This window comes from Protofrankia sp. CiP1_Cm_nod3 (assembly GCF_982290655.1).
This window is the reverse complement of the sequence record NZ_CEVIVD010000075.1, coordinates 9,524-23,978: the sequence shown is the minus strand read 5'-3', so window position 1 is coordinate 23,978 and position 14,455 is coordinate 9,524. Positions and strand designations below refer to the sequence as shown.

The 14,455-nt window shown below is 72.5% G+C and carries 10 protein-coding genes; 4 read left to right on the top strand and 6 right to left on the bottom strand.

Annotation, left to right across the window (positions count from 1 at the left end):
* Positions 1-1,735 (top strand): protein kinase domain-containing protein (locus AC5LUJ_RS15140; protein WP_493465140.1); only part of this gene is annotated, 1,735 nt, incomplete at its 5' end.
* A 118-nt stretch (positions 1,736-1,853) separates the two neighbouring features.
* On the opposite strand, the gene AC5LUJ_RS15135 is transcribed toward AC5LUJ_RS15140, so the two are convergent.
* The gene (locus tag AC5LUJ_RS15135; RefSeq protein WP_250282376.1) at positions 1,854-3,203 is read right to left on the bottom strand and encodes an NAD(P)/FAD-dependent oxidoreductase; all 1,350 of its coding nucleotides are present in this window, start codon (positions 3,201-3,203) and stop codon (positions 1,854-1,856) included.
* Positions 3,204-4,109: 906 nt separating this feature from the next.
* Between AC5LUJ_RS15135 and AC5LUJ_RS15130 the strand changes: the two genes are divergently transcribed.
* Both AC5LUJ_RS15130 and AC5LUJ_RS15125 read left to right on the top strand, forming a co-directional pair.
* A complete protein-coding gene (locus tag AC5LUJ_RS15130; protein ID WP_250282378.1) occupies positions 4,110-4,838 on the top strand; it encodes a metal-dependent hydrolase in 729 nt (242 codons plus the stop codon).
* Positions 4,839-5,331: 493 nt separating this feature from the next.
* A complete protein-coding gene (locus tag AC5LUJ_RS15125; RefSeq protein ID WP_250282346.1) occupies positions 5,332-6,147 on the top strand; it encodes an alpha/beta hydrolase in 816 nt (271 codons plus the stop codon).
* Between the two features lie 86 nt (positions 6,148-6,233).
* Here the strand turns inward: AC5LUJ_RS15125 and AC5LUJ_RS15120 are convergent, their stop codons facing one another.
* From AC5LUJ_RS15120 to AC5LUJ_RS15100, 5 genes are read right to left on the bottom strand one after another with little or no spacing between them, the layout of a single operon-like run.
* On the bottom strand, positions 6,234-7,661 hold the full coding sequence (locus tag AC5LUJ_RS15120) for a wax ester/triacylglycerol synthase domain-containing protein (protein ID WP_250282348.1): 1,428 nt from the start codon (positions 7,659-7,661) through the stop codon (positions 6,234-6,236).
* Complete coding sequence (locus tag AC5LUJ_RS15115; RefSeq protein WP_250282350.1) at positions 7,658-8,650, bottom strand: alpha/beta fold hydrolase; 993 nt, start codon at positions 8,648-8,650, stop codon at positions 7,658-7,660. Before AC5LUJ_RS15115 ends, AC5LUJ_RS15120 begins: the two co-directional genes overlap by 4 nt.
* Before the next feature lie 16 nt (positions 8,651-8,666).
* A complete protein-coding gene (locus AC5LUJ_RS15110; protein ID WP_250282353.1) occupies positions 8,667-9,692 on the bottom strand; it encodes an NAD(P)H-dependent glycerol-3-phosphate dehydrogenase in 1,026 nt (341 codons plus the stop codon).
* Between the two features lies 1 nt (position 9,693).
* A complete protein-coding gene (locus AC5LUJ_RS15105; RefSeq protein WP_250282354.1) occupies positions 9,694-11,667 on the bottom strand; it encodes a lysophospholipid acyltransferase in 1,974 nt (657 codons plus the stop codon).
* Positions 11,664-13,148, bottom strand: coding sequence for an HAD-IB family hydrolase (locus AC5LUJ_RS15100; RefSeq protein ID WP_250282356.1), 1,485 nt, complete (start codon positions 13,146-13,148; stop codon positions 11,664-11,666). The genes AC5LUJ_RS15105 and AC5LUJ_RS15100 overlap by 4 nt, the downstream gene beginning before the upstream one ends.
* 817 nt (positions 13,149-13,965) lie before the next feature.
* On the opposite strand from AC5LUJ_RS15100, the gene AC5LUJ_RS15095 reads away from it, so the two are divergent.
* Positions 13,966-14,208 (top strand): hypothetical protein, encoded by a 243-nt coding sequence (locus AC5LUJ_RS15095; protein WP_250282358.1) that lies wholly within the window; start codon positions 13,966-13,968, stop codon positions 14,206-14,208.
* Positions 14,209-14,455: the final 247 nt, after the last annotated feature.

The following is a 14,455-nucleotide window of genomic DNA, read 5'->3' as shown; positions in this document are numbered from 1 at the left end:
GGGCGGCGATCTAGGCTCTTGGCCCATGAGGGCGGTCAGGGTGGGGGAGTGGCTGGTCGACACCTCCGCTCCGCTGGGCAGCGGAGCGTTCGCGGAGGTTCTGCCTGCCTGGCGGGAGCGCGCGGGGATGGCTGGCGTCCAGCGGGCCATAAAGATCTACAAGGCGGTGGGCGACGGCGAGCGGCAGCGCCGGGCGCTGGAGGAGATCCAGGTTCAGGAGCAGCTGCTGGGATGTCCGTATGTGGTCGCCTATGTCGACGCGTTCCTCGTCGAGGACGGGCTCTACGACGGCGGCGTGGCCCAGGTGATGGAAATGGGTGACGTCTCGCTGGCCAGCCGGCTGGCCAGCGAGCGGCTGCGGCGGATGACGGTCGGCGAGGTCGCCGAGATGCTGGGCGGCGTGGCCGAGGCACTCGACCACATCCACGCGCGGGGCCTCGTCCACGCCGATCTCAAACCCGGGAACATCGTGCGCTGCCGTGGGATCTGGAAGGTCGCGGACTTCAACGCAACCTCCGTCCTGGCCGGCGGCAGGGGACGCGACCAGGGCGGGACACAGGCGTACATGTCGCCGCAACGGCTTGCCGCCGAGGGCCACGGGAGCGTGCGCCGGGAAGACGACATGTGGTCACTCGGTGTCGTCCTTGGCGAGTGCCTGCTCGGCCGGTTACCGCGCCGTCCCGACGGCTCCCCGGAACCGGACGCCGCCGTGCTCGCCGAACGGATCGTCGCGGAACTGAGAAGGGGCGAGGCAGATCACGAGCTGGTCGTCCTGCTCCGGGAGCTGCTGTCGACAGATCCGGCGCTACGCCCGAGAGCGGCGGCGACGGCGCTGCGGCTGCGGGCGCTGGCGCACCGCGCGGCGGAGGAAGGGACCGACCTGGTGCGTTGGTCCGGCCTGGCGTGCAGCAGTTTCGGGAACAGCCATCTTGAGGTGTTCACGGCGGGCCGCCAGGATGGTCTGCGGCACCGTTGGATTGTCCAGGGGTGGAGCGACTGGCACGGGATGGCCGCGCCGTGCGCCGTGCGGGCGATCGCGGTGGGCAGCCCCCGGGAGTTCGAGCAGCACCTCTGGCTGCTCGATCACGAGGGCCGGATCTGGGTGCGCAGCCTCGCGGTCGACCGCGAGACCTACGCGCCCGTCGAGGACTGGTCGGCCTGGCAGCCGTGGCCTGCCCCGGCGGACGGCGTGACCGTCGTCGACCTGGCCGCCACGAACGCGCCATGGGCTCAGCACTGCCTGCTTGCGGTCGACAACCAGGGCCGGGCCTGGTGCAGGCCGTGGAACGCCCACGGCGGCTGGTCGGACTGGTGGGCACTGCCAGACCTGCCCGAGGGCCTTGTCACGGTCCGGGCGGCGACGGGTGCCGCCGGTGTCGGCGCGCTCGACGGCCGAGGCGTCCTCTGGCGCAGCCCGGGGCTCTACACCCGCTCCTGGTACCGGCCGCTGCCCGCGGAACACCCACCCGTCCGCGGATTCGCCCTGCTGCCCGACGACGCGGTGGTCGTGCTGACCGGCGAGGGCGTGGAACTGCGCGCTGGGGGTATGCACACCGGTCCGCTCACGCCCGCGCCCGCCGGCGACTACGTGGCGGTGGACGCGTCCTCCCGCTGGCTCGGGCATCTGGAACTGGTACTCCGCGATCGTGAGGATCGGATCCTGCACACCTGGGCCCATCGATGGGATACCGGCTGGTGGGAATGGCACCCGGAATGGGCCGAGCTGTCGGGATGACTCGACACGGCTGAGCGGGGTCCCGGGCCGAGGCCGGTGAACGGCGCGCTCCGGAGCACTCGCCGCGCTCCACGGCCCTCACCGATGCCGGCGGACCGCGTCGTCCCGGGAGCGGGTCTCAGCGGGTGGGGTAGATGTCGGTCTGTTCGGCCGCGTTGATCGACGACTTCTCCGGGGGCAGGAACCCGAGCTGGACGATCTGCCGGGGGGCGATCACGTCGAGGAGCCAGTCGGCCGCGACCCGGATCGTGTTGGTCCGTCCCGGCAGGGCGTACAGGTGGTAGCCGCGGGCCAGCGCGGCGGCGGGCAGGCCGGACAGGGTGACGCCGAGCGGGTTGGCGACCGCGGCGGCACCGCCGAGGTCGACGACGAAGCCGAGGTCACGGTGCCGGTAGGGCCGGGCGCTGCCGTGGCCGAGGGAGGCCGCGACGGCACGGGCGGCCCCCGCCGCCTCGCGGACCGCGTGCTGCGCGGTCTGCCCGGCGGGCTGGCCGTCACGGGTGGTGTCCGGGACCGCGGCGGCGTCACCGAGCGCGAACACGCCGTCGGCGTCGGGCACCTGGAACTCGCTGTCGACGACCAGCCGGCCCCGCGAGGTGGGCAGGCCAAGGGCGGAGATCAGCGGGCTGGGGGTGATCCCGGCGCACCAGACCACCGTGTGGGTCCGGATTGTGTCACCGTCGGTGAGCCGGGCCCGGTCCGCCGCCACGTCCGACACGGACGTTCCCAGCCGGACGTCGACCTGCCGCGCGGCGAGCAGGTCCATGGACCGGGCGGCCAGGGCGGGCGGCAGCTCGGGCAGCACCCGGGGCGCCAGGTCCAGCAGGATCCAGCGGATGTCGTCGGGGGAGAGGCGCGGGTAGGCGCCGACCGCTCGGCGGGTGAACCGCGTCATCTGCGCGGCCAGTTCGGTCCCGGTGTAGCCGGCGCCGACGACCACGAAGGTGCATCGCGCCCGGCGCCGGTCCGCGTCGGCGCAGGCGTCGGCCTGCTCCAGCTGGCGCAGCACATGGTCACGCAGGTAGACGGCCTCGGCCAGGTTCTTCAGGCCGAGCGCGTGGTCGGCCAGCCCCGGGATGTCCAGGGTGCGGGTCACCGCGCCGGGCGCCAGCACGAGCCGGTCCCAGCCCAGCGTCGTCCGCGACCCGTCGGCCCGGCGGATCGTCACCGTCCGGCCCGCCAGGCCGGCGTCGACGACATGGCCGAGCAGCAGGGTGGTCCGCCGCAGCGCGGCCCTGGTCGCGACCGCGACATGCCGGGGCTCCACCTCACCGGCGCTCACCTGCGGCAACAGCGACGTGTACAGAAGGTGGTCGACTGGCGATACGAGTACGAGGTCGGCCGCGTCCGCCGGTAGGTGGTGTTCCAGGTGCCGCAGCACCCCGAAACCCGCGAACCCGCTGCCGACCACCACCACCCGCGGCGCCCGGGCCGTGGGTTCGGCCGGCTGGCGGGCGGGCCAGGCCACGGTGCGCCCGCCCCGTCGGGATGGCGGCCCACCTGAACGTCCGCGCCACAAAGAGATCAGCTCACCGTTCACCGTATCTTCCTCCGCTGCCCTTCCGGGCTGTCGTGGAAGCCGAGGCCCTCGGTAACCCAGTTCCAGACAGCCGGACGGCCAAACCGCCGCGTCCGCCTGATAGGCAAATGCCAGTTTTACAAATGACAGTTTTACGGAAATTACGGAGAGGTGCGGAGAGGCGCGGAATCAGGGCACGGATGTACGGGGCGGGGTGTTCCGCATGGTCATCGACCTCGACCCGGCCGGCCAGCCGGACGCTCCGAACAGCCCGGAGGATCTTCGCCAGATGGCGTCCGGGCTGGGTGAGCTGCTGTGTGATCTCGGCCTGTACGGGTGGTCGTGGATGGGATCCGCGCTACTTGACCGGTGCTCTACCGGTGCTCTGAAGGTTCGTCACCGACGGGTGGTCGGCCGCCAGCTTGGCCCGCAGCGCGTCGATGAGTCCCTGGTCGTACGGCCCGGGGGACCAGTTCTGCTTCCGCAGCTCCTCGGGGATGGGGCAACGTCCGCCAGTCCGACGCCGCCCTGGCCGGCCGGACAGCGTCGCTGCCAGGTGCTGCGACGCTTGCGTTCCTCACTGTCGATTCCTGCCAGCGCCGGGTGTCCGGCCCGGCTGGCCGGACAGGGCGCCGCGTCCGCCACCGGAGAGCATCACCGCCGCGCGCCACGCCGGCACCACCGGCACCCTGACCGTCCCGCTCGGTATGCGGGTGGATGTCGTGGCGAAGCCGTTGCTGCCCGAGCCGGTGCCGCGCGGCCGCCCGCGGCGCGGTTCCGGCCGGGGGCTGTGAAGATCGACGAGGGGACGGTTTATAGTCCGTCGGTGCCGATCACCGAGGTTGACATTCCATGATGGGGCGGACGCACGTGCTGAGCGGGGCGGTGGTCTGGCTGGCCGCCGCACCCGCGCTGTCCCGGGGGGAGTGGCTGGGCTCGCAGCGGTTGCTGGGCCTGCACACCGGCTCCCTGTCCACGGCCCAGCTGGCCGCCGGCGCGGTGGTGTCCGCGGGCGCGGCGCTGCTGCCCGACATCGACCATCCCAGCGGCCGGATCGCCAACACCTTCGGCCCGGTCACCCGCACGATGTGCAGGTGGATCGGCCGGGCCAGCGGCGGCCACCGGCACGCCACCCACTCGATCCTGTTCGCGCTCGCCATGGGCGTGCTCATGAGCCTGCTGGCCGTCCACGCCGAGTACGCCTGGTGGGCCGCGCTGTTCGTCCTCGTCGGCTTCGGGCTGCGCGGCCTCGGGCTGGACTTCGAGCGGCAGGGGCGCCTGTCCTCCGTCATCGACTGCGTGGTCGCCGGGCTCGCGGTCTTCCTCATGCACGGCCTCGACATGAGCTTCGCCGGCTACGCGGTGGCGCTGGGATGTCTCGCCCACCTGGCCGGGGACTGCCTGACCCCGCGCGGCTGCCCTCTGTTCTGGCCGGTCGGCCGGCGGATGGAGATCCCCCTGATCCCCCGGACGGGCGGCAGGGCCGAGGAGCGGGTGGTCATACCGCTGCTGGCCGTCGCCGCCATCGTCCTCGCCGTATGGACCGTGTCGGACGGGATCGCGTTCCCTCCGCGCACCGGCTGACCGGCGGCGGCCGGTGCTCCTGGGTGACGGATCACCCGTCGGCCGCGGCTGGCGGCTGCCGCGGGCGCCCGCTGTTACCTTCGTCTCATGGATCTCGCGAGAGCCGGGGCCGCTCACGGCGAACTGGTTGACTTATGATTTTTTGGCTCCATCACTTTTTGATCAATTGAATTTCTGGTTATATCGTTCTATGGTCAATCAGCGGGTGACCGGGGGCTCACTCCCGCGTGAGGCTCTGTCGCGTCTCGGACGCACTGCCGCGGAGGGTTGACATGATCTCCGCGGACGTCACGGGAGATGACGCCCTTCAGCCGCTTCGCGACGGCCACCGGGGAACGGCGCACGGATGGCAGCCGGCCGGGCCGGCGTCCCCCGGGCTCCCCGGGCCGGCTGGGCTGGCTGGCGAACCGCCCATGACCGCCATCGGCGGAAGAGACGGCAGAAGACAGACGTTCCGGCCGCGCGAGCTCGCGCGCCGCGAGGAGGCAACGGCATGACCAGCTCTGACACGATCACCACTCTCGCGGGCAGCCACGGCGCGCTCGCGCTGCACCACTGGAGCGCGCAGGACCCGTCGTTCGTCGTGCTGCTGGCCCACGGGTACGCCGAGCACGCGGGCCGCTACGACCACGTGGCGCGCAGGCTCAGCGACGCCGGCGGCGCGGTGTACGCGCCCGACCACATCGGGCACGGCCGTTCCGATGGCGAGCGCGGGCACGTCGAGCTGCTCGAGGACATCGTCACCGACCTGGGCACGGTCGCGAAGCACGCCACGGCGGAGCACCCCGGCCTGCCGGTGGTCCTCGTCGGCCATTCGCTGGGCGGCATCGTCTCGGTACGGTACGTGCAGCGCGCCGCCGGCCCGGTGGACGTGCTGGTGCTCTCCGGCCCGGTGATCGGCGGTAACCCGGCGATCTTCGCCCTCCTCGACCTGGACCCGATTCCGGACGTTCCGCTCGATCCGGCCGCGCTCTCCCGCGATCCCGCGGTCGGCGCGGCCTACGCGGCGGACCCGCTGATCTACCACGGCCCGTTCCACCGTGAGTCACTGCAGACCCTCAAGGACGTCGTCGCCACGATCGCGGCCGGCCCGGGCCTCGGGGACCTGCCCACGCTGTGGATACACGGCGAGCTCGACCCGCTGGCCCCGCTCGCCGAGACCCGCACGGCGTTCGAGCACATCGGCGGCTCGGACCTGCGGCAGAAGGTGTACCCGGGAGCCCTGCACGAGATCTTCAACGAGACGAACTCGGACGAGGTTCTCGACGACGTCGTCGCCTTCGTGCGGGAGGCCCTGCCCGTCCGGTGACACGGCGGATGCCGCCGGCACCGGACGGGGCCGGCGGCATCCATCCCGCGGGTCAGCGCCTGCGGGCCCGCACATCCCGCGGGCCCTCACAGCTCGTAGGCCAGGTCCAGCACCTCGTCGAAGCCGTCGCGCAGATATGACGCGAAGACCTTCTCGTCGTCGATCACGTCGGGGTTGGCGTTGATCCCCACACAGCAGGTGCCCTCGTAGGACAGCATGGTCACCATCGCGGCCACTCCCGGCCGTGGGCCCATCGGGTAGACCCGCAGCACGCGGGCGCCGGCCAGGTAGAGGCTGCGCCCGATGCCGGCGAGGTTGGAGGCCTGCAGGTCCGAGACGGTGGTCATGCTGCCCGCGATCTCGATCAGCAGGGCGCGGGGGAGCCGTCCGAGCACCGGCGCGATGAGGTCGAGGAACCCGATCGCGGGCTCGGTGCGGGCCGTCGCCACGGCGGCGCGGATCGCGGCGATCCGTACCCGGGGGTCGGGATCGCCCACCGGGACGGCGAACCGGGCCCCGGCGAACCGGTTGCCGCCCATCGGGTCGTTGTCGGTGCGCAGGCTCACCGGCATGCCGATCGGTATCTGGTCGACGACGACGTCGTGGTGCTCGTGGAACCGGCGGAACGCGCCCAGCAGCGCGGCCAGGAACGCGTCGTTGACGGTGCCGCCCGCGGCCCGTCCCGCCGCCTTGAGCCGTTCGAGCGGCACGTCGTGGGCGATCAGCCGGTAGCCGGTGCCGTCGTCGTTCAGCACGGGCGACCGCTCGACGTCGGGCGGGGCCAGTACGCGGCGCAGCGACGCCCCGAAGCGGACCGTGTCGACGGCCGTGCCGACCGGGTCGGCGGCGACCCGTCCGAGCGTCCGCACGGCGCCCCGGGCCACCGAGCCCGCGGCCCCGGCCAGGACGCCCGGCAGCCGCCCGGCCAGCAGCGAGACGGGTGTCTCCACCGGCCGCGGTGGCGGGAGCGGGCTTGTGTCGGGCTCCTCCCGCTCGGGGCCGCGCCCGTGGGTGAGGCTGAGCAGCTGGATCAGCCCGAGCCCGTCGGTCAGGCTGTGGTGCAGCTTCAGCAGGTAACCGGCGCGGCCGTCGCGCAGGCCGGTGACGAGTGTCGCCTCCCACGGCGGCCGGTTCGGGTCGAGCGGCCGGGCCGCCGCGGCGGCGGCGAGCTCGAACAGCTCACTGTTGGAGCCGTCGCCGGGCACCCGGATCCGCTGGAGGTGGTAGTCGAGGTCGAAGTGCGGGTCCGGCGACCACGCCGGAGGCACGAGCGGCAGCAGCGGATCGATCACCCGCTCGCGTAAGCGAGGCACCCGCAGGGTGAGCCGCTCGTGGGCCGCACGCAGACGCTCCCACTCCGGGGCCCGGTCGAGGATCTCGACCAGAACCCCGGTGGAGCGGGTGCGCAGGTCGCCCTCCGCACGCCACATCAGCGCTTCCCACCAGCTCATGTCCGCCGGGCCGCCCCAGCTCGAGCGGGCGGCGCCGAGGCCCGGGGGGCTGTGGCCGGTCACAGGGCCGCTCCCTTGGGTCCGGCCGGCACCCTCGTCTGGTCCAGGGAGCTCGTCTGGTCCACGGGGACGGTCTTCGGTCTCGGCTGGTCCACGCCGGCGGCGACCTCGAGGATCTGCCCGGCGATCGTGGCGGGCTCGTCGTACATCGGGACGTGACCGATGCCCGGCTGATGGATCAGCCCGGCCTCCGGCAGCCGTTCCAGTATCGGCACGCCGAAGTGCTCGAAGGGGATGACACGGTCCGGCTGCGCCCACACGACCCGTATCGGGTAGTCATGGTCGGCGGGCAGCGGCTGGAGGTAGGAGCGCGGCAGGGTGCGTAGGAGCGGGTCGACGGCGGGGGCGTGGGCGCTGGCCCGGATGGTCAGGGCCACCGCCTGCGGGTCGACCCGCTCGGGGTGTGCCACCTGCGTCGCCAGGAGCAGGCGGCGCAGCAACGGGTTGCCCGCGATCAGGTCCGCGTACGCCGAGTAGCGTGCCAGCGTGGCCACGGACAGGCGGATACCCAGTGCCACCGCGGCGATCCGGCGTTGTGAGGTCCACGCCCCGGCCGGGCTGAACAGCACCAGTGAGCTGGCGCGGCCGCGGCGGGCCAGCTCGATGGCGATCCAGCCGCCGAGGGAGTTGCCGACGATGTGCGCGCGGCCCCAGCCGGCCCGGTCGAGCTCGGCCTCCACCCCGTCGACGAGCACGTCGAGCGTGACCGGGACGCCGGGCGGGAGTGGCTCCCCGCCGCCGTGGCCCAGCAGGGTCGGGGCGAGGACGTCGTGGTGCGGCTCCACCAGCGGCAGCACCGGGTCCCAGGCGCGCCACGTACCACCGACACCGTGCAGCAGCAGCAGGGGCGATCCTGATCCGGCGCGGTACCGGGGCGCGGGAAGCTGCGGTGGCTCCTGGTCACGCACCGCCTGGGACAGCCGTCTCCGCAGCAGCGCCGCGGAGACGGCACCGCCCGTGGCCGCCACGATTCCCCACTTCGTATTTACCATGACTCACCCTTCAGCTTCACCAGCTCGTCCCCCTCACCTCGTGGCCAGGGGCCTGTTTCAGCAGCCCGCGATAGGCGTCGCGGGCCGTCGAGCCATGGTTGACCACAGCGTCGACCTCGCGTGCGATCGGCAGCTCGACGCCTGCCCCGGCCGCGAGCCGCATGACGACGCTAGCGCTACGTACCCCCTCGGCCACCTGTTTCATCCCGGCCATCGCCTGGGCGATCGTCTGGCCCCGGCCGAGCGCCTCGCCGACGCGCCGGTTGCGGCTGAGTGGGCTCGTGCAGGTCACGATGAGGTCTCCGGTGCCCGCCAGGCCGTAGAACGTGACGGGCTCGCCGCCCATCGCCTCGCCGAGCAGCGTCATCTCCCGCACCGCCCGGGTGATCACCATCGCCTTGGTGTTGTGGCCGGCGCCGGCGCCGTCGCCCATGCCCGCGGCGATGGCGAAGACGTTCTTCAGCGGCCCGCACAGCTCGGCCCCGATGACGTCGGTGGTGGAGTAGATCCGGAAGCGGGACGTGCGGAACAGGTCGGCCAGCTGGGCGGCGGCGTTCATGTCCGGCATCGCGAGCGTCGCCGCGGCCGCGTAGCCGTCGAGAATCTCCCTGGCGATGTTCGGCCCGGCGAGCACACCCGCGGGATGCCCGGGCAGGACGTCAGCGACGATCTCGGTCATCCGCCGGTCGGTCTCCTGCTCGAGCCCCTTGACCAGGCTGACCACCGGCACCCACGGCCGGGCGTACGGCGCGGCCTGCTCCAGGATCGTACTGAACCCGTGCGAGGGCACCCCCATCACGATCGTGTCCGCGTCGACCACCGCCTCTTCCAGCGATGTCGTCGCGTGCAGGGCGTCGGGGAGGACCGCGTCGCCGGTGTAGCGGCTGTTGCGCTGGTTCTTCTCGATATCGTTCACTACGTCGGACGACCGGGCCCAGATCGTGGTCGTCGCGCTGCGGGAGAGGATCGCGGCCACCGTGGTGCCCCAGGACCCGGCCCCGATGACAGCGATCCGCGGCGCTCTACGACGTAGGTATCCCACATCAGCCTCCGATCCCGTCGGAAACGCTCCGTAGCGATGGCTGCGGCTCGGGCGCCACCACCGTGCGCGTCATGCCCAGCGTCGTGATCTCCTGCGATGCCCTCGGCTCGGGCGGTACCACCGCGGACGTCGCGCCCAGTACCGCGATCTCCTGCACGTCGTGCAGGACGCGGTCGAGCTGGACCGCGAGCGCGCGCCGCCGGGTCACCAGCTCGTGCGGGCTCGCGCCGGGCTCGAGCAGGCCGCGGTGGCGGGCCATCTTCAACGCCGTGCGGAACATCTCCGCGGACACCGACTCCTCGCTCGCCACCCGACGCTGCATCGCCCACTGCCGGCCGAGGTCCAGGCAGTCGGCGAGGAAACGCTCCTCGTCGAGCTCGGCGGCGTCGTCGTCGAGCACCAGCTGCTCGGCGACGATCCGGTAGGCGTCGATGAACGGCCGCAGGACCAGATGCGCCACCAGCGGCGCCGCGTCGCGCAGCCAGCGCTCGGCGTCGGCCGGGCTGATCTCGGCCGGGCGCGCCCCGCCTGCCATGATCGCGACTTCGCTCCACAGCTCCTCGGCGAACTCCGCGCGCGCGGCGAAGAAGAAGTCGAACTTGAGCAGCTCCCGCAGCTCCAGCGCGTCCTCCCAGGCCATCCGCAGCGTGCCGCCCTTGTGCCGGGCGAGCGAGAGCAGCGCCAGCTCGGCGATGGCCCGCACGAGCAGCACGTGCACGGCGCTGTTGCGGTACACCGCGGCCACCAGATGCTGGTCGGCGCCCATGCCCCACACCGTCTCCGGCCCGCCGGCGAAGCAGGTCAGCACGCCCGAGCTGACAAGGTCCTGCAGCGTGCGCCGCACCGTCGAGCGGTCGGTCAGGTCGGACGCGGCGGCGACCGGCCATCCGCGCCGGCTCAGGTACCGCGCGAGTGGGGCCACCGTCGCGCAGACCTCGTCGAGCGTCAGCGCCCGGTCGGCGCCCAGCATGGCGACGCAGACGGCCGCGGTCGCGGTCACCGGCGTGGTGCGGTTGATGCGGTGGCACACCTCCAGCGCGACCCGTTCGACGAGCTGTCCCTCCTCCACCCCGTCGACGCGGTAGGCCTGCAGCCGCTCACGCAGCGGGATCGGCGTGCCGAAGTCGATGTGGATGCCGCCGAGCCGTGCCTTCAGGCCGCGCGCGTACCCGATCAGCCAGCGCAGGTCCTCCGGCTGCTTGGCGGTGCCGCGCGCCTCCTGGGCCATCCGCGCCACCTCGTGCAACGGCAGCTGGTCGTAGATGATGGAGACCGGCACGACGAGCGGGTCCGCCAGTTCGGACGACGCCACCGCGTCGCTGACGTAGCGCAGGAGCCCGTGGCGCGGAGGGCGCAGCTTCCCGGTCCGCGTCCGTCCGCCCTCGATCGACCACATCAGGTTGACCCCCGCGGCCACCATGTGCCCGACGTAGGAGCGCAGGGCGAGCCGGTAGACGGGGATGTCCGCCGTGGCCCGCCGGACGTGGACCATGCCGATCCGGCGGGCGATCGTGCCGAGCGGGAAGAAGTTCAGGTTGGCGCCCGCCAGACCGTAGGGGGGGTCGAGGCGGGCCCGCACCAACAGCGGAGGCAGGGCGAACTCGTCCAGGTACGACCGGTGCGAGATGAGAAAGATCAGCGAGTGGCGCCGGTCCAGCCGGCGCAGCTCGGCGAGCGCGTTGTCGTCGGTGAGGATGTCGTACCCGCGCACCATCCAGCGCGCGAAGCGCTCCCACGTACCGGCGACCACCGGGTCGTGCACCGCGGACATCTCGCGCAGGTAGCCGGCCGCCTCCGCGCGCACGGCCTGCTCGTCCTTGCCGAGCCGCCTGGCCAGGCTGTCGAGCGCGCTGAGGAACCCCGGGCTGGTGAGCAGCGCGGCGACCACGGGCGGGTCGCCTGCCCGCAGCTCGCCGGGGGCCGCCCCACCGGGCCGGGGCACCAGGTCGCGGGCTGTCTCGATGGCGTGGATCATCGCAGGCTCCCGGTCATGTCCTCGGCGGGCTCCGCGCTGACGGTGCCGGGCCAGTGATCCAACGTCTCGACATAGAGGTCATGCACACGGACGGCCGCCGCGTCGATGTCGGCGCGGGTCCAGCCCTCGGTGGGGATCGGGGGCAGGACGGCCACCTCGATCCGGCCCTCCCGGGCCGTGCGGGCGTTGCGCCACATGATCTCTCCCGCGTTGCGGATGACGATCGGCACGATCGGCACCCCGGCGGCCGTGGCCAGGTGGAAGGCCCCTTTCTTGAACGTGCCCACCCGCGGGGTGAACGACCGGGTGCCCTCCGGGGCGATGACCACCGACGTGCCGGAGTGCAGCATCTCGACCGCCGGCCCCAGCGCCGAGATCGCCTTCGCCGAGTTCCCCCGGTCCACGAACGCGACCCCGGCCAGCCCGAACAGGGTGCCCACCACTGGCACCCGCCGCACCTCCGCCTTGGCCACCGCGGTGAACCCCCGCCGCAGCACGCGGGAGGTGACCACGAAGTCGACCAGCGTGCTCTGGTGGTTGATGAGGAACACCGCCGGGCGGTGCGACCACGCGTTGTGCTCGCCGACGACATCGACGCGGATGTTGCCCAGCACGGACGCGACGTCCCCGAACAGCGACGTCATCAGGTCGACGCCGTAGCGCCGGTCGCGGGCGAGCACCCCCGCCACGATCCCGGCCCCCGCCGTGGCGAACAGGCTGCCGAACATGGCCGCGGTCCGTACGGCGGGCAGCGGGTCGAGCTGGTTGTGCTTGCGGGTGAACTCCAGCGGGGGCCATTCCCGCCGCCGCGCCTCGGCGGCCAGCACCGGCTGCGGGTTCACCGGATGCGGGTAGCCGGCCGCGCCGAGGAAGGGCACGTCCTCGTCACCGTTGGCGTACGCGTGACTGATCGCGAGGTCGATGCCGTACTCGGCGGCGAAGGCGGTCACCGCGGCGAGCTTCCCGTCGCCCCACAGGGCACGGCCGGCGACACGTCCCGTGACGACGCCGCCCTCCTCCTCCAGTTCGGTGCACAGGACGTGCTCGACGCCCAGCTCATCGGCCATCGGCTGGACCTGTAGACGGGTCGCCGACGTGGCGATCACCACGGTGTGGCCCTGGCTGAGGTGGGTCCGGACCAGCCGCCAGGCGCTGTGGAACAGCGAACCGGCGATCTCGCTCGCGAACAGCTCACGGCCGAGGGCGAGCAGCTCCTCCTCGGTGCGTCCGGCCCAGCCGCGCATACCGGTCTCCAGGAGCGAGGTGAAGCCCGCCTCGTCCAACGGCCCGCGCACGGCGGCCAGCGCGATCCGTAGCAGCTCGTCCGGGCCGACATCGAAGCTGCGCAACCGTCGCGCGTAGAGTGCCCGCGCGGAATAGCCCTCGATGAGGGTGCCGTCGAAGTCGAAGAACGCACCCACGTGCGGGCCCTTCGGGCCGTGGCGGATCGCCTCCATCAACTCGTCGACCGGGGCGCTCATCGTCCGTAGCCGAGTGCCGGGCCGAGGCGGCCGCCGCCGGGGTGTGAACTCTTGCGGATGACATAATGAATCATCGAGGCCGTCCTGGATTGGGCGCGGTTCAGCGTCTGCGTGGCCCGGCCGCGGAGTGGATCGCGCACACGCACTTCGTTCCTGTCTTACAACGGTTCTTACAGCGGTCAGAACGAAATGGCAATGCTGTGTCCGATCCTGGTGACAGACGCCCTATGGACTTTGTTTGTCAAGTGATCCGTTGTCGATCTTGGGCGTGCCGTGGTCGGGCGGTGTGTTCGTCGCGAGGCGTATGAAGTCGTCACATTTTGGTCATATCGCGCCTTTTTGGATGATTTTCCCGGGAAGGGGGTTCGGGTGCCGAGATCGCGGCCGCCGCGCGCGGCCGGGTCCCGCCGGCGGACGACGGGGGCTCCGCGGGCCGGCCGCGCCCCCGCCGCGGTACACGTAGCGTTGCGGACGATCTACGGCGTGCCCTGGGCGGCCTGCTTGCGGTCGCAAGCGGCTGCAAGCAGGCCGCCCGGCCGATGCGCAGGCCGGGCCGGGGGGCCTGCCGGGCCATCGGGACAGCCCTCGGCCGCTGGGCCCGGCGCGCTCACCTGCTTCCTGGCCGCGTCGGCCGCGGCCGTGCCGCCCCGGTGCCGGACCTGGTCCTGGAGCGCGGACGTCTCCTGTGTCCCACCGCCGAGCGGCGGGGCCAACCGGCCGCCGACACGGCGGGTATGACTCCGCGACACCGCCGTCCACCACTCCGGCCAGGGCGGCCGGTATCTTTTTCGAGAATTCGCCGCACCGTGCGCGGCCCATGGCGTACGACGTTCCGCCGGAACGGCCGGGGCTGCTACGACAATGCGGTCGGCGGGCCGTTCTTCGCCATCCGGAATGGGAGATCCTCGACCACGCCCGTTTCGTCACCCATCCCGGGGCCGGCGCCGCCCTGTTCGACTTCGCCGGGCGCCGTAACCGGCGGCGCCGCCATTCGGCCAATGGATACCCCGGCCCGCACGGCTACGAAAACCGCTATCACGGTTACGTTAAGATCGTATAGCCGTCGAAGTTCCGGGGTGTGAACCAGGCCGGGGCGGTTTCGGGAACGGCTGTCTCGGCATCGCGGCCTCCGCCGGCACACACCAGTGGATCAGCGCTGTCCGCCGGAGCGGGCAGCCACGGTGGAGGTGGAGCGGCAGGCGGAGCGGCGGAGGTGGCCGGGTGGCGGGCGGAATTGGTGCCGGCGCGACAGTGCGGTCGGCGGTGTTCGGCCCGTTCGGCCCGTTCGGCCCGTTCGGCCCGTTCGG

What these genes read in the sequence shown, in the direction of transcription:
- AC5LUJ_RS15130 (WP_250282378.1), top strand. Translation starts at nt 4,110, where the DNA reads ATGGGGCGGACGCACGTGCTGAGCGGGGCGGTGGTCTGGCTGGCCGCC.
- AC5LUJ_RS15125 (WP_250282346.1), top strand. Translation starts at nt 5,332, where the DNA reads ATGACCAGCTCTGACACGATCACCACTCTCGCGGGCAGCCACGGCGCG.
- AC5LUJ_RS15115 (WP_250282350.1), bottom strand. Translation starts at nt 8,650, where the DNA reads ATGGTAAATACGAAGTGGGGAATCGTGGCGGCCACGGGCGGTGCCGTC.
- AC5LUJ_RS15095 (WP_250282358.1), top strand. Translation starts at nt 13,966, where the DNA reads ATGGCGTACGACGTTCCGCCGGAACGGCCGGGGCTGCTACGACAATGC.
- AC5LUJ_RS15100 (WP_250282356.1), bottom strand. Translation starts at nt 13,148, where the DNA reads ATGAGCGCCCCGGTCGACGAGTTGATGGAGGCGATCCGCCACGGCCCG.
- AC5LUJ_RS15105 (WP_250282354.1), bottom strand. Translation starts at nt 11,667, where the DNA reads ATGATCCACGCCATCGAGACAGCCCGCGACCTGGTGCCCCGGCCCGGT.